Source organism: Brachybacterium sillae, assembly GCF_025028335.1.
GTDB classification, from domain to species: domain Bacteria; phylum Actinomycetota; class Actinomycetes; order Actinomycetales; family Dermabacteraceae; genus Brachybacterium; species Brachybacterium sillae.
Genome location: NZ_JAFEUW010000001.1, coordinates 2,611,905 through 2,636,902, shown reverse-complemented (window position 1 = coordinate 2,636,902; position 24,998 = coordinate 2,611,905). Strand labels below are relative to the sequence as shown.

Below are 24,998 nucleotides of genomic sequence, written 5' to 3'. Positions count from 1 at the left end.
GTGACTCGTCGCGGCGCTAATGCGCTCCTGGCAGACGTCACCGGGGAGCGCCCCGGGCACGAAAAACGGCCCCGACTGGGGTCGGGGCCGCTGGGGGTGCGCGATACTGGGATCGAACCAGTGACCTCTTCCGTGTCAGGGAAGCGCGCTACCGCTGCGCCAATCGCGCCCTGTCCGGCGTCGCCGGACGACGAGGTGGGTACGGGATTCGAACCCGTGTATACGGCTTTGCAGGCCGCTGCCTCGCCTCTCGGCCAACCCACCAGGGGGACGACCACCCCGGGGGTGACCCTCCTCCAACGGAAAGGCGCTCCCACCGAAGCCATGCTCCGGCGGGGGCGCCGCCTCCTGGAGCGGACGACGGGACTCGAACCCGCGACCCTCACCTTGGCAAGGTGATGCTCTACCAACTGAGCCACGTCCGCGTGGGAACCCGTGGGGGTTCCGTGGGCGATACTGGGATCGAACCAGTGACCTCTTCCGTGTGAAGGAAGCGCGCTACCACTACGCCAATCGCCCGATGATCCATCGGATCGCGCCGCCGCCAGGCGACTCGCAGAACCTTACCCCACCCTCGGCCCGGTTCGCACCTCGACGGCTGTGGCATGAGCCACGGCCCTGCCCCCGCTCTCGGGAACGGTGACCTCAGCCACGCCCACCCGCCACGGTTTTGCCCCGCAGAGGCCGAGGGTCGTACAGTGGTCCGCTGTCGGCACCGCCGATACGCGGACGTGGCTCAGTTGGTAGAGCATCACCTTGCCAAGGTGAGGGTCGCGGGTTCGAGTCCCGTCGTCCGCTCGCAGACCTCTCGAGGTCTTGCACGAGTGAGCGTCCCCGGACGTCACCAGCGGGCGCGATTGGCGCAGCGGTAGCGCGCTTCCCTGACACGGAAGAGGTCACTGGTTCGATCCCAGTATCGCGCACGGGAATCACGGAGCCCCGGTCCGACGGACCGGGGCTCCTGCACATCCGACCACTCGGCCGCCCCCGCTCCGTGATGTTTCCCCCTCCGGCCCTGGCCGAGACGGGGGCGTCCGCGCCGTTACCCTGACGACATGCAGATCTGGCCTGGCCACCCCTATCCCCTCGGCGCCACCTTCGACGGCTCCGGGACGAACTTCGCCCTCTTCTCCGAGGTCGCCGAACGGGTCGAGCTGTGCCTGCTCGACGACGACCTGACCGAGCGGCGCATCGAAATGACGGAGGTCGACGCCTACGTCTGGCACGTGTACCTGCCGTCGGTGCAGCCCGGGCAGCGGTACGGCTTCCGTGTCCACGGCCCCTACGACCCGGCATCCGGCCACCGCTGCGATCCCAGCAAGCTGCTGTTGGACCCGTACGCGAAGGCGATCGAGGGGATGGCCACCAACCACCCGTCCCTGTACTCCTACGACTTCGCGGACACCTCCCAGCGCAATGAGGAGGACTCCGCAGCGCACACCATGCATTCGGTGGTGGTCTCCCCCTATTTCGACTGGGGCAACGACCATCCGCCGGCCCACGACTACCACGACACCGTGATCTACGAGGCCCACGTGAAGGGCCTGACGATGACCCACCCGGGCATCGACGAGGAGATCCGCGGCACCTACGTGGCGATGGGCTCCCCGGTGATCATCGACCACCTGAAGTCCCTGGGTGTCACGGCCGTGGAGTTCATGCCAGTGCACCAGTTCGTCCAGGACGGGCACCTGCAGGACAAGGGCCTGCGCAACTACTGGGGCTACAACACCATCGGCTTCTTCGCCCCCCACAACGAGTACGCGCACGCCGGGCAGCTGGGCCAGCAGGTTCAGGAGTTCAAGCAGATGGTGAAGAACCTGCACGATGCGGACATCGAGGTGATCCTCGACGTGGTGTACAACCACACCGCCGAGGGCAACCACATGGGCCCCACCCTGTGCTTCCGCGGCATCGACAACGCCGCGTACTACCGCCTGGTGGAGGACGACAAGTCCCACTACTACGACACCACCGGCACCGGGAACTCGCTGCTCATGCGCACCCCGCACGTGCTGCAGCTGATCATGGACTCGCTGCGCTACTGGGTCACCGAGATGCATGTCGACGGATTCCGCTTCGACCTGGCCTCCACCCTGGCCCGTGAGCTGCACGAGGTGGACCGTCTCTCGGCGTTCTTCGACATCATCCAGCAGGACCCGATCATCTCCCAGGTGAAGCTGATCGCTGAGCCGTGGGACCTCGGCGAGGGCGGCTACCAGGTCGGCGGCTTCCCGCCCCTGTGGTCGGAGTGGAACGGCCGCTACCGCGACACGGTGCGCGACTTCCACCGCTCCGAGCCGGGGATGCTGGGGGACTTCTCCTCCCGTCTGGCGGGCAGCTCCGACCTGTACGAGCACACCGGTCGCACTCCCATCGCGTCGATCAATTTCGTCACCGCCCACGACGGCTTCACTCTGCGTGACCTCGTCTCCTACAACGAGCGCCACAACGAGGCCAACCAGGAGGGCGGCGCCGACGGCGAGAGCCACAACCGCTCCTGGAACTCCGGCGCTGAGGGCGAGACCGACGACCAGAGCGTGCGGGAGCTGCGCCTGCGCCGAGCCAAGAACCTCATGGCGACGCTGCTGGTCAGCCAGGGTGTGCCGATGGTCCTGTACGGCGACGAGATGTGGCGCACCCAGGGTGGCAACAACAACGCCTACTGCCAGGACACCGAGATCGCCTGGATGGACTGGGAGATGGGTGAGGAGCAGCAGGAGATGCTGGACTTCACCCGCCGCATGATCCGTCTGCGGCGCAAGCACCCCATCCTTCGCCGCCGCCGCTTCCTGCAGGGCGCCCCGCGGGAGGACTCGCCCTCGACGCTGCCTGATGTGGCATGGCTCGGCACCGACGGGGAGCCGATGGAGAACGGTGACTGGTCGGATCCGAACAACAAGTGCCTCATGCTGTTCCTCAACGGTGACGCCATCCCCGAGCCGGACACCCGCGGCCAGCGGATCGTCGATGGATCCGGTCTGGTGCTGTTCAACGCCAGCGGCAACGGGGTGGACTTCACCCTGCCGCCGGCGGAGTACGGCGAGACCTGGACGGTGCTGGAGGGCACCGGGTCCTCGCTGGAGATCGACGACCAGGTCGCCGCCGGCACCACTCTCACCCGGGAACCGCATTCGCTGCTGATCCTCGGTCGTCCGCCACTGACCGACGAGGCCACCACCGAGGAGTTCGGAACACACACCCAGCGAACCCTCGCCTGAATCGTGGCGGGGCGGTCACCCCCGCGGTGACCGCCCCGCCCGGCCGGGCCACTCCGGCCCCCCCGGCCCCTCCCCTCACCGATCCGGTCGCCCCCGCGGCCCCCGCAGTGCCGATCACGTCAGCGTCGACTCCCCGGCTCGTCCGTCCCCGATCCGTCCAGGAGCAGGAGCGCCCGTGACTCCCACCGCCCCCCACACCACCCGACAGACCGTCCCCACCAGCACCTACCGTCTGCAGATCCACGGCGGCTTCACCTTCCAGGACGCCGCCGCGCAGATCCCGCGACTGGCGGACCTGGGTGTCGGCGCCGTGTTCTGCTCCCCCGTGCTGGAAGCCGCCCCCGGTTCCACGCACGGTTACGACGTGGTCGACCATTCCCGCATCAGCCGCGAGTTCGGCGGCGAGGAGGGACTGCGCCAGCTGGCCGACGCTGCCCACGCCCACGGGATGGCCGTGATCGTCGATGTGGTCCCCAACCACATGGCGATCCCCACCCCCATCTGGCACAACCACGCCCTGTGGTCTGTGCTGCGCGACGGCCCCGCCTCCCCGTACGCGGCGTGGTTCGACATCGACGCCGGCGCCGAGCGTTCCGTCCTGATCCCCGTGCTGGGCCGCCCGATCGGCGCGGTCCTCGCCGACGGCGAGCTGGAGGTCACCGAGATCGATGTGCCGCAGCCCGACGGCACCACCGTCCGCGAACGCGTCGTGAGGTACTACGACCACGTGGTGCCGGTCGCTGCGGGCACCGAGCATCTGGGCCTGGTGGATCTGCTGGAGCGGCAGTGGTGGCGCCTGGCGCACTGGAAGGTCGCCGCCGATGAGCTGAACTACCGCCGGTTCTTCGATGTCGACACCCTCGCTGCGGTGCGGGTGGAGGACCCGGAGGTGTTCACCGCCACCCACGCGACGTACCTGCGGCTGCAGCGTGAGGGCGTGATCGACGGCTACCGCATCGACCACCCCGACGGCCTGGCCGACCCCCGCGGGTACCTGCGGGACCTTTCCGAGGCCACCGGCGGCGCCTGGACCGTGGTGGAGAAGATCCTCGAAGGTGATGAGCGCCTGCCCGGTGATTTCCCCTGCGCCGGCACCACCGGGTACGACGCCCTGTGGCGCATCGGCGGGGTGTTCCAGGACGCGCGCGGCGCGCTGCCGCTGACGCACCTGTGGCAAGAGGTCACCGGGGACCTGCGGCCCTTCGAGGAGATCGCCGCGCAGTCCACTCGGGAGATCGTCACCACCAGTCTGTGGGCGGAGGTCGAGCGACTCACCACGCTCGCGCATCGCATCTGCCAGGAGGACATCCGACTGCGCGACACCACCCGCCGGAACATCTTCCGCGCCGTGGTGGGGATGCTCAGTCAGATGGACCGGTATCGCGCCTACGTGGTGCCCGGTGAGCCGGCCCCCGGGTCCGAGCGGGCGGTGCTGGAGCACGCCGCTGCCCGTGCGGCCCAGGAGTTCGACGCCGACGAGGACACCCTGGCAGCTCTCGACATCGTCCTGGCCCTGGCGTGTGGTGACGAGGTCGGCAGTGCCGGGCGGACGCTGGCGGCGGAGCGCCGCGAGTTCATCATCCGCTTCGCGCAGACCTGCGGGCCGGTGCACGCCAAGGCTCTCGAGGACACCGCCTTTTACCGGTACACGCGGTTCCTGCCGGTGACGGAGGTGGGGGCGGACGCCGACCGCATCGGTGTCGAGCCCGACGACCTGCACGAGCACTGCCGCTCCATGGTGCGCACCTTCCCCGATTCCCTGACCACGCTGTCGACGCATGACACCAAGCGCAGCGAGGACGTGCGGGCACGGCTGACGGCGTTGACGGAGGCCCCGGAGATCTGGGCGCAGACCGTGCGGGCCCTGCGCCGCGCCACTGCCGAGCATCGCAGCCCGCGGGTCGACGGTCCCGTCGAGCTGCTGCTGTGGCAGACCCTCGCCGGCACCTGGGATCTGCCGGGCAGCGAGGAGCCGCGGATCTCCCCGGAGCGGCTGGAGGGCTACCTCACCAAGGCGATGCGGGAGGCCAAGAGTCACACCACGTGGACCGAGCAGGACGCCGAATACGAGTCCGCGGTGCAGGAGCTCGGGGCGGCGGCCCTCGCCTCCGAGGAGGTCCAGGACATCCTCACCGAATGGACCCGCCGCACCCTGCCCTCGCAGCGCGCCGCGATCCTGGGGCAGAAGCTCGTGCAGCTGCTGATGCCGGGCGTGCCCGACATCTACCAGGGCAATGAGACCGTCGACCTGTCCCTGGTCGACCCCGACAACCGGCGCCCCGTGGACCACGACGCCCGCGCCCGGATGCTGCAGCGACTGACCGACGGTGCCCGCCCGACGGGCGTGGCAGAGGAGAAGCTGTGGGTGACCCGCCAGGCCCTCCACCTGCGCCGCTCCGTGCCGGAGCTGTTCCAGGGGCGCGGCGCCGGGTACTCCCCCGTGCCGACCACCACCGGGCATGCGGTGGCGTTCGGGCGCTCCCGCGGGGACGCCCCGGTGGAGGTCGTGGCTCTGGCCACCCGCCACCCGCTCACGCTCGCCGCCCGTGGCGGCTGGGATGAGGCCGCCGTGGTGCTGCCGGAGGGCCCGTGGGTGGATCTGCTCTCCGGCGCCGACGTCACCGGTGGCAGCGCGCCCCTGGCGTCCCTGCTGACCACCTGGCCGGTGGCTCTGCTGGTCCGCCCCGGGCTGGCCGACCGTCTGGAGGCCTCTGAGCAGGTGGCTGCAGGGCAGAAGGAGACCGACCGATGAGCGACCTCTCCCCCGCCATCGACCGGCACGCCGACCGGGAGCGCTACGCCCTGTGGGCGCCTCAGGCCCGCCGTGTCGAGCTGCGTCTGGAGCGCGCAGACGCGGTGCGTGTCCACGAGCTCACCCGCAGCAGCGACGGCTGGTTCGAACTCGAGGACCCGCGGCCGCAGCCCGACGACCTGTACGCCTTCCGCCTCGACGGGGACGGCCTGTGGCTGCCCGACCCCCGCTCCCTGCACCAACCCGGCGGGGTCCACGGCCCCAGCCGCTGGGTGGACCCCGACACCCTGCGGGACCGCAGCGGCTGGACCGGAGCCGACGTACGCGACCGGGTGCTGTACGAGCTGCACATCGGCACCTTCACCCCGGGGCCGGACGGCCGCGGCGGCACCTTCGACTCCGCCATCGACCGGCTCGACGATCTGGTCGACCTCGGGATCGGTGCGGTCGAGGTGATGCCGGTGGCGGCGTTCCCCGGGGACCGCGGCTGGGGATACGACGGCGTCGGCCTGTTCTCCGTACACGACGCGTACGGCGGCCCGGAGGCCTTCGCGCGTTTCGTCACCGCCGCGCACCAGCGGGGTCTCGCAGTGATCCTCGACGTGGTGCACAACCACCTGGGGCCCTCCGGCAACTATCTGGGGCTGATCGGCCCGTACTTCACCACCGCCCATGAGACCCCGTGGGGGCCGGCGGTGAACCTCGACCAGGACGGCTCCGATCAGGTGCGGGCGTTCCTGCTGGCGAGTGTGCGGCAGTGGCTGGTGGAGCGCGGCCTGGACGGGCTGCGGCTCGATGCGGTGCACGAATTGCGCGACGACTCCCCGCGCCATCTGCTCGCCGAGATGTCCGACGCGGTGGCCACGTGGTCGCAGGAGGTCAGCCGACCTTTGCGGCTGATCGCCGAATCCGACCGCAATGACCCCCGCACCGTCACGCCGACCACCGAGGGCGGTCTCGGCATGGACATGCAGTGGGCCGATGACATCCACCATGCTGTGCACGCGTGGATCAGCGGCGAGCGCGCCGGCTACTACGTGGACTTCGGCTCCACGCGGGTGCTGAAGCGCACGCTCACACGGATGTTCGAACACGACGGCAGTTTCTCCACGTTCCGGGATCGGCTGTGGGGTGCCCCGGTGGATCCGGCCTCGTCGCTCTACGACGCCCATTCCTTCGTCGCGTTCCTGCAGGACCACGACCAGGTGGGCAACCGCGCCGCCGGCGACCGGGTGCACCACCGACTGCCCGCCGGTGCGCACGCCGCCGGGGCCGCGCTGATCCTGCTGGGCGCCGCCACGCCGATGCTGTTCATGGGGGAGGAATGGGCGGCCTCCACCCCGTTCACCTACTTCACCGACCATGATGAGGACCTCGGGCCGTTCATCACCCGCGGCCGGATCGAGGAGTTCGCGGCGATGGGCTGGTCGGATCCGGTGCCGGATCCGCAGGCGGCCTCGACCTTCACCGCCTCGATCCTGCGCTGGGAGGAGCGGGAGGACCCGGAGCACGCGGCGATGCTCGACTGGTATCGGACCCTGCTCCGGCTGCGCCATGAGGTGCCCGCACTGCGTGACCCGGCGCTGGGCCGGGTGCGGGTGGAGGCCCGCAACGAGGAGACGGTGCTGCTGCACCGCGACGCCGCCGACGGGGCGGAGACCGGGATCACCGTCCTCGCGCATCGCGGGGACGGCACCGTCCGCGCCCCGGAGGGTGAGGTGCTCGCCCGCTTCGGCGGCGGCAGCGGACACGAGCTGGACGGGCCCGGCGCGGTCGTCGTCCGGCGCTGAGCACCGGGGCGGCGGGGTCCGGAGAGCGGCGAGCGCGCCGCGGGCGCGGAATCAGCCGATCAGCGACGCGCCGTCGCGCACCAGGGAGCTCAGGCGCGACAGCGAACGGTAGTACTTCTTCCGGTAGCCGCTGGCGAGCAGCTCCGGGGTGTACAGCTGCGCGACGTCGACCCCGGAGGCCAGCACCGGTACCTCCCGGTCGTACAGACGGTCCACCAGAACCACCAGCCGCAACGCATTGTGGTGGTCGTCCAGGGTGCGCACCCCGAGCAGGTGGGCGCTGCTGACGTCGTCGATCAACGCCCCGTACCGGGAGGGATGCACCTGGGTGAGGTGCTCCAGCAGGGTGTCGAAACGGTCGAGGGTCGCCCCCGGGGTGGCCTCGGCATGGGCACGCACCTGATCGTCGTCGAGGGAGGGGGCGTGCACGTCGCCGTCGCGTCGGCGGTAGTCGTGGCCGTCGATGCGGATCACCTCGAAGCGGTCGGCCATGGCCTGGATCTCCCGCAGGAAATCCTGGGCCGCGAACCGCCCCTCCCCCAGGGCATCCGGGAGGGTGTTCGAGGTGGCCACCACGGCGACACCCCGGTCGGACAGCTCCCGGATGAGGCGGGTCATGAGCAGGGTGTCCCCGGGATCGTCGAGCTCGAACTCGTCGATGCACACCAGGGTGCTCTCCCCCAGCAGGTCGGTGGCGCGCTGGAACCCGAGAGCGCCCACCAGGTGGGTGTACTCCACGAAGGTCCCGTACACCCGGTGGCCCGGGGCCAGGTGGAACAGGGAGGCCAGCAGGTGGGTCTTGCCGACGCCGAACCCGCCGTCGAGGTAGAGCCCACGGGCGGTCTCCGGGCGGCGGCGGAACATGCCGCGCAGCCCGCCACCGGTCGAGCGGCCCAGGCCTGCGGCGAATGCGGCGATGCGGTCCTTCGCCTCCTGCTGGGAGGGGAAGTCGGGGTCCGGCCGGTAGGTCTCGAGGCGGGCGTCGGCGAACCGCGGCGGCGGCACCAGGTCACCGAGGAGGCGATCGAGGGACGGGTCGGGGCGGCGGTCGGCCAGGGCGTCGGTCACCGGGCGATCCTATCGACCCCCTCCTCCGGGCCGATGCCGCGTCGGGATGCGGACCGGACACGCCGCACGATGCGGCATGATCGGGGGCGCGCCCGGGAGCACCGTCCGGGTGCCCCTTCTGTCAACACCGAGGAGCCAGCCCCATGCATGTGCTGTGGCGCGACGCCCGCCCCGTCCCCTCACCCGTGTCCGTGACACCCGACGATGCGGGCGCGGTAGCTCTCGCCGAGCTGTACGCCCTGCCGTCGGACCGGGTGACCGTGCGGGCGATGATGAACACCACCGTCGATGGCGCGATCGCCGGGGCCGACGGCACGAGCGGATCGCTGCACAACCCTGATGACTCCTTCGCCTTCGGGGTGCTGCGCGCCCTGATCGACGTGGTGGTGGTGGGCGCCGGGACGGTGCGCGCGGAGGAGTACCGCCGGCCCCTCGGACGGCGGTCCCTGCGGGAGGGGACCTCGCTGCGACCCGGTGGCCGGGATCATCCGGCGCTCGCGGTGCTCTCCCGTTCCGGGAACCTGCCCGAGGTGGTGCGGGCGGACTGGCCGACGTTCCTGGTGACGGGCCGGGACAGCGCCCGCGAGGCGACCGCCGCGAGCGGTCTGCCGACGGACCAGGTGATCGTGGCCGACACCCCCGAGGAGATCCTGCGGGGGCTGACGGACCGTGGGCACCGGGGCATCCAGATCGAGGGCGGCCCCAGCACCCTCGCCGCGTTCGTCGCCGCCGGTCTGGTCGACGAACTGTGCTTCTCGGTGTCCCACCGGACCGTGGGTGGGCCGTCCCCGCGAGTGCTCGACGGCCCCCTGCACGAGCAGGACTGGGCGCTGCAGTCCCTCATCGTCGGCGATCACGCGACCCTCACCCGGTACCGGCGCATCTGACCCCGGGTACCGGATCCTCGCAGCGACTCGACTGCGCCGCGACGATCCAGGGTGGCCTGAAGGCCCGGAGCAGTCGCACCACACCGCAGCAGTCCCGGCGACGGGTGAGGCTCCGGGGCTCCGGGTCAGAGCCGTCGACCGGTCGCACCCTCCTGCGGCGCGGCCGCGGGATCCCGCACCGGCAGCGGGAGGGACTGCGGATCGACGGGAAGCTGCAGATGCTCGATGAGGAACCGGGCGACGGTGCGTTCCCACACCGCCGGATCGACGTTCCACTCCCGGGTGTGGGTGGCACCGTCGACCTCGTGGTACTCCACGAGGTCGGGGCGAGCGTCGGCGAGGCGCCGGGAGGCGTCTAGCGGCACCGTCGTGTCGGCTCCGGCGTGCAGCAGCAGCGTCGGCTGCGCGAGGCTCTCCCGGTATGTCTCCACCGTCATCTCATGCAGCGCGATGGGGTCATGCAGTTGCACCATCCGCGCTCCGGCGACGGAGCCCATCATCCACATGGCGCCGCGCCGCACCGCGTGCGGTGCCCGCACCTGCGCCGCATGGTGCTGGAGGATCTGTCGCCAGTCGATCGCCGGGGAGTCCAGGACCAAGGCCTCGATGCGGTCCCGGTGCGGGGACAGCCGGGCGGTGCGCAGGGCGATGCCGCCGCCCATGGACCAGCCCATCAGCACCACCGACCGGGCTCCCCGCTCCAGGGCGGCCTCGATCGCGGCGGAGCAGTCCTCCCATTCGGCCGAGCCCAGGTGGTGCAGACGGTCCACGGACGGCGGGGCGCCGAGGTCGTTGCGATAGGTGATCACCAGGGCGGTGATCCCGAGGGCATGCAACAGCGGCAGAGACCGCAGGCCCTCCCCGCGGGTGGCGCCGTGTCCGTGCACCAAGACAGCCCAGCGGGCGCCGTCACCGGCGGGCACCAGCCAGGCAGGCATCGGCCCGACGGGGCTGTGCACGTCGATCTCCTGGAACTCCAGGCCGTGCGCGGAGCGCGGATCCCCGGCCCAGAAGAAACCGTTGCTGTGGGCGGGGCCGGCATGGGCGGGGCGGGGGGTGTCCTGCGCCAGCAGCGGCCGGCGCACCAGGTCTTCGGCGGGGCGCTCTGCGATCTCACCCAGCCGCACGTGCACGGACCCGCCGTCCTGCCGCAGGGCGAGCACCCCCGGACGCGCGGCCTCCACGCTCTCGCGCAGCACGAGAGCGTCGGCACCGGCGGCGACCACCTCGAGGTCAGGAGCGGCCAGCGGACTGGTCGACGGCACCAGCGGCATCCGCGCCATCACCCGCGCGGCCGTGGTGAGGGCGGCACCGGTGGCGAGGAAGGCCCCGGCTCCGACCGCGGCGGCGGTGCCGACGGACGGGGCGGGACGATGCGGCCGGTCGGTCGTGGGATCCTCGGGTGCACTCCGCATGCTGTTGATCCTAGAGGCGGCGTCTGCATGCGGCACAGCCCCATCCGGTGGGCATAGGATCGCGCGCATGCCGTGTGCCGTCGCCGTCCTCACCGAGGTGCCGCTCACCTCCGCGGACGCCCAGAGCGCCCTCGACTGTCTCGGTCTGTCGGTGCTCGATCCCGATGATCCCGTCGCTCAGATGCCCGTGCACGTGCTGGTCCCGGCCCGGCGCGGGACCTCACTGATCCGCGACTCCCTCGCCGAACTGCCGGAGGGGTCGCTGGAGCAGCAGTGGCGCGACCTCACCACCTGCGGTGAGGCCTCCCCCGCCTCCCCGGCCGGGGGCATGGACGCCGAGGCCGTCCTCGCGGCGGCCTCCGGGGCCTTCCGCGCCGTCGGCTGCCGGGTGGAGGGCGAGGTCAGCGACGGCGACGTGCTGCAGAGGGTCGACCAGCTCCTGGAGGAGTGCGCACTGCAGACCGTGGTGGTGCGCACCTGCCCGCGCAGCCTGCCGCGGGACTTCGCCGACAGCTGGGCCCATCATCTGGAGGACCGCCTCGGCGCGACCGTGCTGCACCTCGACCCGGCGACAACCGTTCCCGCGTTCGACTCGACTGGAGCGGTAATTTGTGATTGACTGAGTCGCAGTGTCAACCGTTCCCGCGTTCGACTCGACTGGAGGTCCCGCATGAGCACACAGCGCATCGGCGACGGTGATCACCCCGTGCAGCGCACTGAGCAGGAATGGCGTGACCGCCTAACGCCACAGGAGTACCACGTGCTGCGCGAGGGCGGCACGGAGCGGCCGTTCACCGGGGAGTATGAGGAGGTGCGGCCGGCCGGAACCTACGCCTGCCGGGCCTGCGGGGCCGTCCTCTTCCGCGCCGCCGAGCAGTTCAACGCCCACTGCGGGTGGCCGGCCTTCTGGGCGCCCTCCGACGACGAGGCCGTCGAGCTACTGGAGGACACCTCGCTGGGTATGGTCCGCACGGAGGTGCGCTGCGCCCGGTGTGGTTCCCACCTGGGGCATGTGTTCCGTGGGGAGGGTTTCCCCACCCCGACCGATGAGCGCTACTGCATCAACTCGATCTCGCTGGTGCACGAGCAGGATGCCTGAGGACGGTCGCGGCAGGGCCACCGCAGAGCCCTGATCGCACCCGCCTGACCTGCATCGGCGCGCCTCGACCCGTCGGGCCGACGCCGCCGTTACGCTCCCGCATGTGTCCGTGCACCGCATCCGCTCCGGCGAAGGAGCGTTCCTCGAGGCGATCGAGGCGATGACCCGCGCCGCTGTGCGGCGGGAGCTGGAGTGGCGGGAGGTGCCCGCCCCGGGCCGGATGGCCCCGCAGTCGTGGGCCGCGACCGGGGAGATCGTCCAGCATGAGGAGGAGCTCGCCTCCGGGCGTCTGGTGGTGCTGCACGACCCCGCGGGTCAGGAGGCCTGGCAGGGCACGATCCGGATGGTCGCCCTGGTGCAGGCGCGTCTGGAGCCGGAGTTCGCGATCGAGGCGATGCTGGGGGACGTGGCCTGGTCCTGGGTGACCGAATCCCTGGAACTGCACGACGCCGCCGCCCGGGAGCTCGGCTGCACCGCCACCAGGGTGGTCTCGCAGAGCTACGGGGCTCTCGCCGCCCGCCCGTCCACCGTCGATGTGGAGATGCGGGTGTCGTGGACCCCGGTGGACGACGAGCTCGGCCCCCACTTCGGGGCCTGGGCAGCGATGCTCGCCGCCGCCGGGGGACTGCCACCGGCACCGGTACAGGTGGCGGCGCTGCGGCCCGAGCATCGGGCGCGCGCCCCGCATGACACCCCGGACGACGCCTCGTGACCGGCCCCGCATCCCGGCCGCTGTCGGCTCCCCGCGACGGCGTTCCGCCCGTGATCGACCGCATCCAGCCGCTGCTGGCCTGGTGTGAGGCCGCCCGGAGCGTCCCTGACGAACCCGTCGCCGTCGACGCCGAACGCGCCTCCAGCTACCGCTACAGCCAGCGCGCCTACCTGGTGCAGCTGCGCACCGAGGCTGCCGGCACCGCCCTCATCGACCCCCTCGCCTTCACGCTTCCCGCGGCCCTGGAACGCACCCTCGAGGGCCGCGAATGGGTGCTGCACGCCGCCTCCCAGGATCTCCCCTGCCTGGCGGAGCTGGGGCTGCGACCCGCGCGCCTGTTCGACACGGAGCTCGCGGCCCGGCTGCTCGACCTGCCCGGCGTCGGCCTCGGCGCGGTGGTGGAAGACACTCTCGGTCTGCAGCTGGCGAAGGAGCATTCCGCGGCGGACTGGTCGCGTCGTCCCCTCCCGGAGAGCTGGCTGGTGTACGCCGCCCTGGATGTGGAGGTCCTGGTCGAGGTGCGGGACGTCCTGGCGCAGCGCCTCGAGGACGCTGGGAAGGCCGAGTGGGCGCGGCAGGAGTTCGAGCACCTGGCCGCCTGGGAGCCCGCCCCCGCGCCCGCGGAACCGTGGCGATCCCTGAAGTGCCTCGGCACCCTGCGGGCGCCCCGTCAGCTGGCGGCTGCACGGGCGATGTGGGAGCGGCGCGACGCCCTGGCGCGGGACCAGGATCTGTCGCCCCATCGGGTGCTGCGGGACCGTGACCTGGTGGCGGCCGCGCAGCGGGCTCCACAGGGGCGGGCGGCCTTCGATGCCGCCCTGCCGAAGGCGCTGCGGGAGAAGAACCAGTGGTGGCAGGCGGCCCGCTCCGGGGTGGAGCTGCCCCCGTCGCATCTGCCGGGTCGGCCCGACCCCGGGTATCCGCCGCCGCACAAACTGTGGGCGCGCAAGCACCCCGAGGTGTGGCAGCGGTACACGCCGATCCGTGAGGCCGTGGTGCAGCGCTCCGAGCAGCTGCAGGTGCCCACCGAGAACCTCATCTCCCCCGGACTGCTGCGCAGGTGGGTGTGGGAGCACGAGCACCCGGGCAGCGCCGACGAGGTGCGAGGACAATTGATCGACCTCGGCGCTCGCCCCTGGCAGGCCCAGCAGGTTGCCCCGGCGATCCTCGAGGGCGCCCAGCCGGTCGGGGACGCGCGCTAGCCCGCCGCCGATGAGCAGCATGCGTAGCCGGTAGTGCTCGCGGTTACGGAAGCCGCGGGCGATGCGGCGGTGGAGCTCGATCAGGCCGTTGAATCTCCTATGTCTGTCAAGCCCCGGTGAGCTCATTCTGAGCGGCGGTGTTGAGGCGGCGGTAGATGTCGCGGGCGAGGTAGCGCTTGAGGCAGCGACGGATCTCCCGGAGGGTGCGCCCTTCGGCGGTACGGCGCTCGACGTAGGAGCGGGTTCGCGGGTCCATTCGCATGCGGGTGACGACGGCCATGTGGAGTGCTCGGTTGAGGCGCCGGTCGCCACCCCGGTTGATCCGGTGCCGGACGGTGTTGCCCGATGACGCGGGGATGGGGCTGGTTCCAGCGAGGCTGGCGAACGCGGACTCGGATCGAAAGCGGCCCATCATCGCCACCGGCCAGACCAAGCACAACGAGCCGGCCCCGCTGGCCCCACGCGGGCCGATCCCGAAGAACGCCACCGCCAAGCAGCGCATGGCCCGGACGCTGAAGACGAAACGCGGCCACGCCGTCTACGCCCGCCGCAAGACGATCGTGGAACCGGTGTTCGGACACCCCACAACGCGCATGAGTCGGTGCACCGCGACCCGCACGACCCGTCCGTCTACTCGGAGACTTCCGGGTACTACGGCACCCTGCGCGAGCACGGTGACCATCCCGCGCTCGCGGGCAAGGCCGACCGCATGGACGGCCAGTACATCGGGGAGGACGTCGTGCTCGTGGACGACGTGGTCATCGACGCCCGCCGGATCTGACGCGATCCGGCCCCCTCGGAGCGCTCAGATCAGACCGTAGTGCTCGAAGAAGTGGATGAAACTGAGGGACCCGAACTGGTCGGCGGCCTCGCTGCCGAGGAGCTCGCGGGGCTCCACCGTCGAACCGTCCGCGCCGTGCACTGTGACCAGGACGGTCCGTGACCCGAAGCCCTCGTCCTTCTCGAAGATGTACTCGGTCACCTCCCGCCACACTGGATCCAGGGCCTCCAGAAGCTGATCCTGCCCGACGTCGAAGTGGATGTCTCCGCGCAGGCTGGTGCTCATGGTCCCGCCGCCGCTGGTCTCCATCTCGGAGGAGGTCACATGCTCGAACTCCTCCACCGGGTCGTTCAACGGGTCCGTGCGCGACGGCAGCAGACGCCCGCACGCCGCCAGCGCGGCGATCATGCCCGCAAGTCCTCCGGCCATCAGCACTCGCCTCCGCATCCGCTCCGCCTCTCCTGATCCCACCCCTGCGATTGCTCCAGCATCGCATATCCTGCCTGCTCGCTCACCGTCGCCGCGTCTCCCCGGTCCGCCCGCTCAGCTCCAGGCCCCGGCGTCCTGCGCGCTCAGCGCTGCGTGAGGTACAGCGGCTCGCCGTCGATCGTCTCGACGGAGAACAGGGCGGAGCCCCGCTCCCCCTCGGCCAGCTCGAGGGCGACGACCGCGGTCGCACGGTCACCGTCGGTGAGGGCGCCGATGTCCCGGGGCCAGGCGGCTGCGGTGCCGGCGAGCGCGGCCGCGCCGCCCGTTCCACGTCCCGACCACCAGGAGGACCCTGTGGCCGTCGTGAAGATCAACCGCCTCGCCGTCCCCGCCGGACAGGCGGCCGAGCTCGAGAAGCGCTTCACCGCCCGGAAGCGCTCCGTGGACGGGGCGCCCGGCTTCGAGGGCTTCGAGCTGCTGCGCCCGGTCGCGGGCGAGGAGCGCTACTTCGTCCTGACCCGCTGGGCGGATGAGGAGAGCTTCCGGGCCTGGGCCGACCAGCGCGAGGCGCGGGACCCGTCCACCACCGTCTCCCGGGCCGAGGGCATGCTCGAGTTCGAGGTCGTCGACCTGGAGTGACTCGGGCGCTCGGCCCGCCGGTCCGCCCCTGCCTCTCCACCTCCCGCCTCGTTCGGCCGACGCGGGGACGGGGAGAACTCCCCATGGCCTCCTCACCTCCGGGTCTCTAGTCTTCGGAAGCACGGACCACGAGCCTCAGGGGGAATCAGATGGCGGCGTTCACCGCTTCTCTGGACAGCACGTTCGTGCGCGACGCCGCCGCACGGGCACGAGACGCCGGCGCGGACCTCAATCCGCTGTGGCGGACCATGATCACCGTCCCCGACGCCCCGTCCCTCGATCCGGTCGAGCACGATCCCGAGCACGAGACGCTCCTCCGGCGCGCCCTGACCTCACCGTGCGTGGCCGCGGTCGGCGTGACCCCCGCCGACGGCCCGCGCACCGAGCTGCAGATCTCCGTCGATGCCGAGGGCGCCGTCGTCTGCGCCCGGCGAGGCGACGGAGCGGCCGGCTGGTCGCCGGTGGACGCGGAGGCGCTCCCCGAGATCGTCATATCGATGGCCCCTCCGGGATCCCGGCTGGCGGCCCCGGCGTCCATGACCACCCGCTCGAAGGCCACTCGTCTGCAGCTGAGCAGTGCACAGGTCGAGCAGATCCGCAGCGCCGTCGAGCACGGCGACACCGCCGACAGCGCCATCGCTGCGCTCCCGGATCTCGATCCCGACCTGCGCGATGCGCTGACCAGCAAGGGTGATCGAGCGAGCCTCGCGATCCACCTCATCCCGCCCGCCCCGGAGGAGAGCGTGACCCTCCTGCGCCGGTGGACCAGCGGGGAGCGGGGTCTCTACAGCGCCGACGGGCCGGCCGGCCCCGTCGCCGGGGTGCACCCGGTCGAAGACGGGGACTTCTTCGGCACCGTGATCCCCCTGCTGCAGGAGGGCACGCGGATCGCCCGGGCGCACTCAACGGCGGGAGGTGCGGCATGAGCGGCTTCCAGGGGATGGACCCGGAGCAGGCGCGCACCCACGCCGAGCACCTGCGCACAGGATCCCGGCGGATCGATGAGATCCATGCCGAGATCGACGCGTTCGTGCAGGGCGTCGACTGGGTGGGCCCGGACCGCGAGGCCTTCGTCCAGGAATGGGCCGGTCAGGTCCGCCCGCAGGTCAGCACGCTGAGCGAGCGCCTCCAGGGACTCGGCTTCGACCTCGAGGCGGAGGCCGACCAGCAGGATGCGGCCTCGGAGCCCGGCGGCGACGGCGGCGACCCCGAGAGCCTGCTGCCCGAGGACGTCACCGACTTCCTGGACCGGCTCGACGAGGGGATCCGCGGACTGCCCGAAGGGCTCCAGCGCCTGCTCCCCGACACCCCCTGGGCGGAGATGATCGCGGGTGGCGTCGTCGACCTCGCTGAACGGGCCGAGGGCTTCCTCGAGGGCGGACGCGACACCCTGAAGGGGCTGCCCGGACCGCTCGGCGACCTCTTCGACGGCCTGCCCGACGGGGACATCGAGATCCTCGACGAGCGCTCCGAGATCGAGCTCGGCGAGGAGCCCCGCCACGTGCAGGACAGCGACGCCCCGCAGCATCTGGCCGACCTCGTCCTCGACAACTACGAGACCCGCCGCGACATCACGACCGTGCCGCCGGGTGGGGAGTACGACCCCGAGGATTCGGCACAGATCCGGATCCAGACCCTCCAGGGCGCCGACGGCACCGAGCGGTACATCGTGCACGTGCCGCCCACCCAGGGCGCGGACCTGTGGTCGAGCGAGGGCGGTCTCCCGGGGACCCTCGAGGGATGGAACGGGCAGGGCCAGCCCTTCGGCTGGGCCAACAACATCTACGCGATGGCGGGACGGGAGAATGCCGGGGCGAACGCCGTGACGGCCGCGATGGAGGAGGCCGGGATCCTCCCGGGCTCGGACGTCGCCTTCGTGGCGCACTCCCAGGGCGGTCTGGTCGCCGCGCAGCTGGCCGACGATCCCGCCTTCAACGCCGCCACCGGCGCGGAGGGCACCTACAACGTCACCGACATCTTCTCCGTCGGCTCCCCGGTGCAGACCTACACCCCGGCCCAGAGCTCCACCGATGTGCTCAACGTGCAGCACGTCCAGAACGAGGGGACCGACGGGGACTTCGTCCCCACGCTCGATCTCGAGGGGCGCTCCTTCCGTCATCCCGGCGGCAATCCGGCGGAGAACGTGCAGGACGTGCCCATGCAGACTCCGCACGAGAACCCGGACTTCCCGCAGCCGGACGCGGCCCACAACGCGCATGAGTCGGTGCACCGCAGTCGCGACGGCTCCTACTCGGATACGTCCGGCTACTACGGCACTCTCACCCAGCATCCCGACCATCCGACCCTGGCGGGCAAGGCGGATCGCATGGACGGCCGATACATCGGGGAGGACGTCGTGCTCGTGGACGACGTGGTCATCGACGCCCGCCGGATCTGACGCGATCCGGCCCCCTCGGAGCGCTCAGATCAGACCGTAGTGCTCGAAGAAGTCTCCGAAGTGCACGGCCGCGTCCTGGTCGGCATACTCGGAGCCCAGCAGCTCTTTCGGCGCGACGGTGGAGCCATCTGCCCCGTGGGCGACCACCAGGACTCTGCGCATCTCGAACCCGTCGTCGAGCTCGAAGACGTACTCGGTCACCTCCCGCCACACTGGATCCAGGGCCTCCAGAAGCTGATCCTGCCCGACGTCGAAGTGGATGTCTCCGCGCAGGCTGGTGCTCATGGTCCCGCCGCCGCTGGTCTCCATCTCGGAGGAGGTCACATGCTCGAACTCCTCCACCGGGTCGTTCAACGGGTCCGTGCGCGACGGCAGCAGGCGCCCGCACGCCGCCAGCGCGGCGATCATGCCCGCAAGTCCTCCGGCCATCAGCACTCGCCTCCGCATCCGCTCCGCCTCTCCTGATCCCACCGCTGCGATTGCTCCAGCATCGCAGATCCTGCCTGCTCGCTCACCGTCGTCGCGTCTCCCCGGTCCGCCCGCTCAGCTCCAGGCCCCGGCGTCCTGCGCGCTCAGCGCTCCGCGAGGTGCAGCGGCTCGCCGGCGATGGCGCTCCTGCAGGGACGCGGCCTCAGCCCTCGAGGGTGATCAGCTGCTTCCCGCCGGGCGCGACGATCCGCACCTCGGGGCCGAAGGTCGCGTTCTGCACCTCGTGCGCGAACACGTCGGAGGAGACCATCGCGGCGAGGACGCCGGCGCCGCCCGCGCGGAAGAGGAACAGCTGCGTGGAGGACTGGTAGTACTTCCCAGTGAGCAGTTTCGTGCCAGCCGCCTCGTTGACGCGATCTGCGGGGGTGGCCTCCGGGAACACCATCAGCTCGTCGAACTCCACGTCGACCACGTCGGCGAGAGCACGCTCACCACCGCCCTCCCACAGGGGACCGATCGCGTCGTCGATCGTCTTTCCCGAGGTCAGCTTCATGACACCTTCTCCTTCATCCGCAGGTTGTGTGAGCCCGCATCCGGTCACCACGCTCATGGTGAGCATGAGAGCCGCTCGCCGCGTCAGGGTCTTGGCCCCGACGTCCGTCTGTTGCATCAGCTGGTCTGCCTCTCCTGCGGATGGTCGGAGACGATCTGCGTGATCGCTGTCTGCCCTCGCGTCAAGGCGGTCGCGCAGCCGCGCACTGCCTCTGTGTCCTGTCCGAGAAAATTCATGCCCCGCCCCGTCACTCGAGTCGTCGTCTCTCGGCGCCGATGCTAGCCCGTGCTGACAGGGGAGGCGATGGGGAGCACTCCCCATCGCCTCCCGAGTCACGGAGCTTCGACGATCACGCGAACGCGCTGGTCCCGGTGATCGACCGGCCCACGATCAGGGACTGCATCGTGTCGGTGCCCTCGTAGGTGTGCAGCGCCTCGATGTCGGCCATGTGGCGGATCACCTGGTTCTCCAGCAGGATCCCGCTGCCGCCGAGGAGGTCGCGGGCGTCGGCCGCGATGGCGCGGGCCGAGCGGGTGCAGAACACCTTGGCGAGCGAGGCCTGCTCGGGCCGCAGGCTGCCGGCCGATTCCAGGTCCGCCAGGCGCCGGCAGTGCAGCTGCATGGAGGTGAGGGTGGCGAGCATGTCCGTCAGACGCACCTGGACATGCTGGGCCTTGGCCAGAGGGCGTCCGAACTGCACGCGGGTGCGAGCGTGCTCGAGGGCGGCCTCGTAGCAGGCCACGGCGTGGCCGAGCGCTCCCCAGGCCACTCCGCGCGGGTAGCGAACAGCACCCGGGACGTGTCCTTGAAGGAACGGGCCCCGGGCAGGCGCGCATCCAGCGGCACGCGCACGTCGGCCAGATGGATGTGTGCCTGGTGGATGGCGCGCAGGGACACCTTGCCGCGGATCACCTGCGCCTCGTAGCCGGGCAGGGACTGCTCGACCAGGAAGCCGGAGACCTGGCCGTGCAGGGCATCGTCGGAGGGGTCGTCCACCCGCGCCCACACCACGGTGAGGTGGCCGTCGGCCCCGTTGCCGATCCAGCGCTTCTGGCCGCTGATCACCCACTGCTCGCCGTCACGACGGGCGGTGGTCTCCAGGGACACGGAGTCGGAGCCGTGGTCGGGCTCGGTCAGGGCGAAGGCGGCGAAGGCCTGCCCGGTCACCACGGGCTCCACCCAGCGCTGCTTCTGCTCCTCGGAGCCCAGCAGCACGATCGAGCGCAGGGCGAGGCCGCCCTGCACGCCCACCATGGTGCCCACGGAGCCGTCCAGGCGGGACAGCTCCATGGTGACCAGGCCGGTGGCGAGGGGGCTGAGGCGGCGGTGGCCGGGGATGTCCATGCCGTCGGTGAACAGGTCCAGCTCGCCCAGGCGGGCGATGAGGTCGGTCGGGTACTCGCCGCGGTCCCAGCACTCGTCGATGCGGGGCAGCACCTCGGGGGCGAGGGAGCGGGCCACCCGCCAGGCCTCGAGGTCCTCACCGTCGACGTCCTGGAACAGGGCGTAGTGGTCGGCGGTGCGGGGAAGCAGGGCCTCGGCGGTGCTCGGGCAGGGAGATCACGGGGCCGGGGCCGGCGGCGGTCTTAGCGGGGTCCGGGGCGTCAGGGGCATCGGCGATCTCGGTGGTGGTCATCAGTTCATCCTCTCGATGATGAGGGCCATGCCCTGTCCGCCTCCGACGCACAGGGTGGCCAGGCCCAGCTCGCCGTCTCGCGCGCGCAGGCCATTGATCAGGGTCGTGGTCATGCGGGCACCGGTGGAGCCCCAAGGATGGCCCAGCGCGATGGCGCCGCCGTGGACGTTGAGCCTGTCGTGGTCGATGCCGAGGTCCTCTGCCGCCGGGAGCACCTGGGCGGCGAAGGCTTCGTTGAACTCGACCAGGTCGATGTCGTCGATGGTGAGGCCGGCCAGCGCCAGTGCGCGGCGGGTCGACTCCACCGGGCCCAGGCCCATGATCTCGGGGCTGAGGCCGGAGACGCCGGTGGCCAGGATGCGGGCCAGCGGCGCGATGCCGAGCTCCTCGGCGTGGTCTCGGTCCATCACCACCGGCGCGGCAGCGCCGTCGGAGAGCGGGCAGCAGTTGCCGGCGGTGACGGTGCCGTCGGGCCGGAACACGGGGTCGAGCCCCGCCACGGCCTCGAGGGTGACCCCGGGGCGCGGGGAGTCGTCCGTGGTGACCTGGGTGCCGTCAGGGGTCGTGACGGGGGTGATGTCGAGGTCGAAGAAGCCCGCCTCGCGGGCGGCCTCGGCACGGTTCTGGGAACGCACTGCTTACTCGTCCTGCGCCTGGCGGCTGATGCCGCGCAGCTCGGCGACGTTCTCGGCGGTCTGGCCCATCAGGATGTACGGGTCAGGCAGCTCGCCGTCCTCGCGGGGGTCGTGCCAGGGCGCGGGGATCTCTCGGGTGGCGCGGCGGGCGGTGCGCTCCCAGGCGTCCTGGTACAGCGGGTCGCGCAGCTCGTCCTCGATGAACTTCCCGGGGACCATCGTCAGCGACTCCACGCCGGCGAAGACCACGGCCCTGGCCTCACCGGAGAGCACGGCGTGGAAGGCGTTGCGGGTGGTCTGGATGCTGGAGGCGCAGAAGCGGTTCACGGTGCTGCCGGGCACGGTGTCCAGCCCCAGGCGCACGGCGACGATGCGGGCCAGGTTCGCGCCCTGGATGCCTTCGGGCAGGCCCACACCGAGCTGCAGGTCGTCCAGGGTGGTGGGGTCCAGCTCGGGGACCTGGTCGAGGGCGCCTTGAGCCATCTGGGCGGCTAGGAGCGCGGGTCGGTAAGGGGAAACGGAGTCGTCGGTGGTCGCGTGTCGATCATCAGGCCTCGTCGGTCGGCATCCGTCGGATGGGGCTGTGCTGGTCGCCGGAGCGCCGCTGCGTGGCCCGGAGGATCGGTAGGGCGCTGTGCCCGGGCGGTGCAAGCCCCCGCGCGGGCCCTGGTCAGGTGGTCTGGAGGGTGGCCAGGCCGCCGGTGCCGAGGTGTTGGTAGAGCTTTCGCAGGTTGTGACAGGCCGACAGGAGCAGCCACTCTCCGCGTGCTGCTTCCAGGCCGCGTAGCAGGAGCTGTTTGGCGTTCTGCAGGGTGGACATCTGTCCGAACACCGGTTCCACGATCGTCTTGCGGCGGGCGTAGACGGCGTGGCCGCGTTTCGTCTTCAGCGTCCGGGCCATGCGCTGCTTGGCGGTGGCGTTCTTCGGGATCGGCCCGCGTGGGGCCAGCGGGGCCGGCTCGTTGTGCTTGGTCCGGCCGGTGGCGATGAAGAACTCCGTGCCCGTCTCGGCCCTCAAGGCGGTGGCCTGGGTGAGGTTGTCCTCGGAGCAGTAGCCGGCATCGGCCAGCACCTCGCCGGGAGTCTGGCCGGTGTTGGCTGCGGTCTGCTCGGTCAGCGGGATCAGGTTCGCCACGTCGGCGGCGCAGTCGGTCACGTCGGTGGCCACGATGACCTGGTGGGCCTCATCGACCACGGCCTGGGCGTTGAAGCACTGATGGAACGCCCCGTCGGAGGTCTTCATGATCCGTGACTCGGGATCGGTGAAGTTGCGCTGCGCCTTCGGTCTGACGGTGGCCTTGGCCTCGGCTGCCGCGACCCGCTGGGCGGTGGTCTGCTCGTCCTCGCCCTTCTGTTCGGCCTTCTCCCGGGCGGCGGCTGCGGCGCGCTGGCGGGCCTCTTCTTCCAGCGCCGCCTTGGCCTGGCGGATCTTGGCCAGGCGGGTCTCGCGGCGGCGCAGCTCCTCGGGCAGCTCATCACCGCGTCGGTCTTTGCCGTACTTGGCGTCCTCGGCCTTGTCGATCTCCTCGGCCTCGGCCAGCAGCTCGGAGACCTCCTGGGCCAGGACCTTCTCTCGTTCGCTCATCCGCGCGTAGCTCATCGCCTTGCGCCGCGAGGCGTTGGCACGCACCTTCGTGCCATCCAGCGCCACCCTCCCGAGCTTGACCATGCCCGCGGCCTGGCACAGCGCCAGCGCCTGGAGGAACAGGTGGCCCAGCGCTGAGAGGTGGCGCTTGCGGAAGCGGGCGATGGAGCGGTAGTCCGGGGCGCTGCCGGCTGCCAGCCAGCGGAAGGCGACCACGTCCACGCAGGCGCTCTCCAGCTTGCGCGAGGAGCGCACCCCGGTGGTGTAGCCGTACAGCAGAATCCGCACCATCAGCCGCGGGTCATACGGCGGGGCGCCCCGCCCCTCGCTGTAGGCCGCGTAGATCCGTGACAGGTCCAGGTGCTCATCGACCAACTCGGCGATGAACCGCGCCATGTGCTCGCCCGGCAGCCACTCATCCAACGACGGCGGCAGCAACAGGTCCTGCTCCGGAGCGAACGCCCGGAACGTCTTGTCCGCACCGGCGACCTCCTCGCCAGTTGCAGGCTCCGGTGCCGGTCGCCGGAAGGCCTCACCGTCGAACAACTCCTCACCGCTCATGACCAGATTCTCCCGGCTGCCGTGCCCTCAGCCGCGGACCGGGGCTGGCGTGTTACTGACCCACGCTCCTAGGTCGTCGGGGCGGACGTCCTTGAGCGAGCCCTTGCGGGCGCGGCCGATGGGGGAACGGGCGGCGGCGACGATCACGGCCTCGGGCACGGCTTCTCCTTCGATGTCGGTGCTCGGCGTGGGCGCGGTCGAGCGGCGCCCACTGTTCTTGATACTACGGGTTGCAGTTACTTTGTGGGAGGTCCAGGACTCGACCACTCCGGGCCGCACACCGACGGCACCGGGCGCGACGCCTACGATCAGGGAGTGACCGCGCCCGGCTTCACCATCGACACCCCGCGCCTCGAGGACGCCCCGGCCATCGCCCGCGTGCACGTGGAGAGCTGGCGGGACGCCTACGCCCATCTGCTGGAGGACCACGAGCACTGGTTCGGCGCCCCGGCGCTGGAGCGCCGCACCGCCCAGTGGACGCGCTTCCTCACCCCGGGGGATCCGCACCAGGGGCGCAGCACGGCGAAAGTGGGCCGCAGCCCTGAGGGACAGGTGGTGGGCTTCGCCACCGGTGGACCCAGCCGCGATGCGGATGCCGGGCCACCGCTGGAGCTGTTCGCGCTGTACACCGACCGCGCCTGGTACGGCACGGGCCTGGGGCGGGCCCTGGTGGAGGCGGTGCTGGAGGGTGCCTCCGCCAGTGTGTGGGTGGCCGCGGAGAACCCACGGGCGCGCCGCTTCTACGAGAAGCTCGGCTTCGCGCCCGACGGTGCCGAGAAGGTGGAGGAGCACCTGGGGAACCTGCTCGACATCCGGATGGTGCGCTGAGGAGTAAGGAACGTCAGTTCACAGCCGTCTTGCCGTGCTCAGCGCCGCCACGTAGGACCATCCTCGGTAGCCAGGGATGAAAGAGCTCCCCGAGCGCCAATTCGAGAAACCCGCGCCTCGGCGTGGGTTTCTGCGTTGTAAGGCATACTCTCCTCCATGCTGCTGGGGTACATCGACGAGGTGGGTGGCACGGCCAGCGGCCTAGTATCCGAGGTATGACGCCGCCGTCGCCGCCCGCCGATGCCACGCAGCCCCCTCCGCCCCGATGGTCGGGGCCGCCGCGCCCGTCGTCCCCGGGCTGCTGGACCGGGCCGTGCGCGTCGGCGTGACCGCACTGCTGAACAACCCCTCCCTGGCCGTGGATCCACGAGTCTCCCC

General features: G+C 71.2%; 21 protein-coding genes, 6 tRNA genes and 3 pseudogenes. 15 read left to right on the top strand and 15 right to left on the bottom strand.

All coding sequences use genetic code 11. From position 1 onward, the window contains the following. Positions 1-97 precede the first annotated feature (97 nt). The 4 genes from JSY14_RS12220 to JSY14_RS12205 form a co-directional block, all read right to left on the bottom strand. Positions 98-169, bottom strand: a tRNA-Val gene (locus tag JSY14_RS12220). A 24-nt stretch (positions 170-193) separates the two neighbouring features. Further along, positions 194-264: transfer RNA gene (locus JSY14_RS12215), tRNA-Cys, on the bottom strand. An 85-nt stretch (positions 265-349) separates the two neighbouring features. Then, positions 350-425, bottom strand: a tRNA-Gly gene (locus JSY14_RS12210). Positions 426-447: 22 nt separating this feature from the next. Next, positions 448-519: transfer RNA gene (locus tag JSY14_RS12205), tRNA-Val, on the bottom strand. Positions 520-725: 206 nt separating this feature from the next. Between JSY14_RS12205 and JSY14_RS12200 the strand changes: the two genes are divergently transcribed. From JSY14_RS12200 to treZ, 5 genes are all read left to right on the top strand, one after another. Next, positions 726-798, top strand: a tRNA-Gly gene (locus tag JSY14_RS12200). A 53-nt stretch (positions 799-851) separates the two neighbouring features. Continuing rightward, positions 852-923: transfer RNA gene (locus tag JSY14_RS12195), tRNA-Val, on the top strand. A 132-nt stretch (positions 924-1,055) separates the two neighbouring features. Then, the gene (gene glgX / locus JSY14_RS12190) at positions 1,056-3,221 is read left to right on the top strand and encodes a glycogen debranching protein GlgX (RefSeq protein WP_259559433.1); all 2,166 of its coding nucleotides are present in this window, start codon (positions 1,056-1,058) and stop codon (positions 3,219-3,221) included. A gap of 175 nt (positions 3,222-3,396) precedes the next feature. Continuing rightward, a complete protein-coding gene (gene treY, locus JSY14_RS12185) occupies positions 3,397-5,973 on the top strand; it encodes a malto-oligosyltrehalose synthase (protein WP_259559432.1) in 2,577 nt (858 codons plus the stop codon). Beyond that, positions 5,970-7,763: a malto-oligosyltrehalose trehalohydrolase gene (treZ, locus tag JSY14_RS12180; protein WP_259559431.1), complete on the top strand. Its 1,794-nt coding sequence runs from the start codon at positions 5,970-5,972 to the stop codon at positions 7,761-7,763. Before treY ends, treZ begins: the two co-directional genes overlap by 4 nt. Positions 7,764-7,814: 51 nt before the next feature. Here the strand turns inward: treZ and zapE are convergent, their stop codons facing one another. Continuing rightward, on the bottom strand, positions 7,815-8,831 hold the full coding sequence (zapE, locus tag JSY14_RS12175; RefSeq protein WP_259559430.1) for a cell division protein ZapE: 1,017 nt from the start codon (positions 8,829-8,831) through the stop codon (positions 7,815-7,817). 143 nt (positions 8,832-8,974) lie between these two features. Between zapE and JSY14_RS12170 the strand changes: the two genes are divergently transcribed. Continuing rightward, positions 8,975-9,718: a dihydrofolate reductase family protein gene (locus JSY14_RS12170; RefSeq protein ID WP_259559429.1), complete on the top strand. Its 744-nt coding sequence runs from the start codon at positions 8,975-8,977 to the stop codon at positions 9,716-9,718. Positions 9,719-9,843: 125 nt separating this feature from the next. Here the strand turns inward: JSY14_RS12170 and JSY14_RS12165 are convergent, their stop codons facing one another. Beyond that, complete coding sequence (locus JSY14_RS12165) at positions 9,844-11,133, bottom strand: alpha/beta hydrolase family protein (RefSeq protein WP_259559428.1); 1,290 nt, start codon at positions 11,131-11,133, stop codon at positions 9,844-9,846. 67 nt (positions 11,134-11,200) lie between these two features. Here JSY14_RS12165 and JSY14_RS12160 point away from each other — a divergent pair, with 67 nt between their 5' ends. From JSY14_RS12160 to JSY14_RS12145, 4 genes are all read left to right on the top strand, one after another. Continuing rightward, positions 11,201-11,752: a hypothetical protein gene (locus JSY14_RS12160; protein WP_259559426.1), complete on the top strand. Its 552-nt coding sequence runs from the start codon at positions 11,201-11,203 to the stop codon at positions 11,750-11,752. Positions 11,753-11,803: 51 nt separating this feature from the next. Continuing rightward, positions 11,804-12,232: a peptide-methionine (R)-S-oxide reductase MsrB gene (gene msrB / locus JSY14_RS12155; protein ID WP_259559424.1), complete on the top strand. Its 429-nt coding sequence runs from the start codon at positions 11,804-11,806 to the stop codon at positions 12,230-12,232. A gap of 103 nt (positions 12,233-12,335) precedes the next feature. Next, positions 12,336-12,944 (top strand): DUF3000 domain-containing protein, encoded by a 609-nt coding sequence (locus JSY14_RS12150; protein WP_259559422.1) that lies wholly within the window; start codon positions 12,336-12,338, stop codon positions 12,942-12,944. Continuing rightward, complete coding sequence (locus tag JSY14_RS12145; RefSeq protein ID WP_259559421.1) at positions 12,941-14,146, top strand: HRDC domain-containing protein; 1,206 nt, start codon at positions 12,941-12,943, stop codon at positions 14,144-14,146. Before JSY14_RS12150 ends, JSY14_RS12145 begins: the two co-directional genes overlap by 4 nt. A 106-nt stretch (positions 14,147-14,252) precedes the next feature. Here the strand turns inward: JSY14_RS12145 and JSY14_RS12140 are convergent. Beyond that, a pseudogene (locus JSY14_RS12140) lies at positions 14,253-14,555 on the bottom strand (transposase); the annotation flags it as partial. Positions 14,556-14,747: 192 nt separating this feature from the next. On the opposite strand from JSY14_RS12140, the gene JSY14_RS12130 reads away from it, so the two are divergent. Beyond that, positions 14,748-14,927 (top strand): hypothetical protein, encoded by a 180-nt coding sequence (locus JSY14_RS12130; RefSeq protein ID WP_259559712.1) that lies wholly within the window; start codon positions 14,748-14,750, stop codon positions 14,925-14,927. Between the two features lie 24 nt (positions 14,928-14,951). Here JSY14_RS12130 and JSY14_RS12125 read toward each other — a convergent pair whose 3' ends face one another. Beyond that, positions 14,952-15,356, bottom strand: coding sequence for a hypothetical protein (locus JSY14_RS12125; protein WP_259559420.1), 405 nt, complete (start codon positions 15,354-15,356; stop codon positions 14,952-14,954). Positions 15,357-15,499: 143 nt separating this feature from the next. Continuing rightward, positions 15,500-15,730 (bottom strand): hypothetical protein, encoded by a 231-nt coding sequence (locus tag JSY14_RS12120; RefSeq protein ID WP_259559418.1) that lies wholly within the window; start codon positions 15,728-15,730, stop codon positions 15,500-15,502. On the opposite strand from JSY14_RS12120, the gene JSY14_RS12115 reads away from it, so the two are divergent. The 3 genes from JSY14_RS12115 (at position 15,711) to JSY14_RS12105 (ending at position 18,393) form a co-directional block, all read left to right on the top strand. Then, positions 15,711-15,995, top strand: coding sequence for an antibiotic biosynthesis monooxygenase family protein (locus JSY14_RS12115; protein ID WP_259559417.1), 285 nt, complete (start codon positions 15,711-15,713; stop codon positions 15,993-15,995). The two genes, JSY14_RS12120 and JSY14_RS12115, sit on opposite strands and share 20 nt — an antisense overlap. A gap of 149 nt (positions 15,996-16,144) precedes the next feature. Then, entirely contained in the window at positions 16,145-16,921 is a 777-nt protein-coding gene (locus JSY14_RS12110) for a hypothetical protein (RefSeq protein WP_259559416.1), read from the top strand. Then, positions 16,918-18,393, top strand: coding sequence for a WXG100 family type VII secretion target (locus JSY14_RS12105; protein WP_259559415.1), 1,476 nt, complete (start codon positions 16,918-16,920; stop codon positions 18,391-18,393). Before JSY14_RS12110 ends, JSY14_RS12105 begins: the two co-directional genes overlap by 4 nt. Before the next feature lie 24 nt (positions 18,394-18,417). On the opposite strand, the gene JSY14_RS12100 is transcribed toward JSY14_RS12105, so the two are convergent. From JSY14_RS12100 to JSY14_RS12075, 6 genes and pseudogenes are all read right to left on the bottom strand, one after another. Further along, positions 18,418-18,822 carry a hypothetical protein gene (locus JSY14_RS12100; protein WP_259559414.1) on the bottom strand — a complete coding sequence of 135 codons (405 nt, stop codon included), beginning with the start codon at positions 18,820-18,822 and terminating at the stop codon, positions 18,418-18,420. Positions 18,823-19,024: 202 nt separating this feature from the next. Next, positions 19,025-19,375 carry a hypothetical protein gene (locus JSY14_RS12095; RefSeq protein WP_259559413.1) on the bottom strand — a complete coding sequence of 117 codons (351 nt, stop codon included), beginning with the start codon at positions 19,373-19,375 and terminating at the stop codon, positions 19,025-19,027. 349 nt (positions 19,376-19,724) lie between these two features. Next, a pseudogene (locus JSY14_RS12090) lies at positions 19,725-20,908 on the bottom strand (acyl-CoA dehydrogenase family protein). A gap of 102 nt (positions 20,909-21,010) precedes the next feature. Further along, positions 21,011-22,168 (bottom strand): annotated as a pseudogene (locus JSY14_RS12085) (acetyl-CoA C-acetyltransferase); the annotation flags it as partial. A 148-nt stretch (positions 22,169-22,316) separates the two neighbouring features. Further along, complete coding sequence (locus JSY14_RS12080) at positions 22,317-23,792, bottom strand: IS1182 family transposase (RefSeq protein WP_259559412.1); 1,476 nt, start codon at positions 23,790-23,792, stop codon at positions 22,317-22,319. A gap of 27 nt (positions 23,793-23,819) precedes the next feature. Next, on the bottom strand, positions 23,820-23,951 hold the full coding sequence (locus JSY14_RS12075; protein ID WP_259559410.1) for a hypothetical protein: 132 nt from the start codon (positions 23,949-23,951) through the stop codon (positions 23,820-23,822). A 156-nt stretch (positions 23,952-24,107) separates the two neighbouring features. On the opposite strand from JSY14_RS12075, the gene JSY14_RS12070 reads away from it, so the two are divergent. Beyond that, positions 24,108-24,620 carry a GNAT family N-acetyltransferase gene (locus JSY14_RS12070; protein ID WP_259559408.1) on the top strand — a complete coding sequence of 171 codons (513 nt, stop codon included), beginning with the start codon at positions 24,108-24,110 and terminating at the stop codon, positions 24,618-24,620. Positions 24,621-24,998 lie beyond the last annotated feature (378 nt).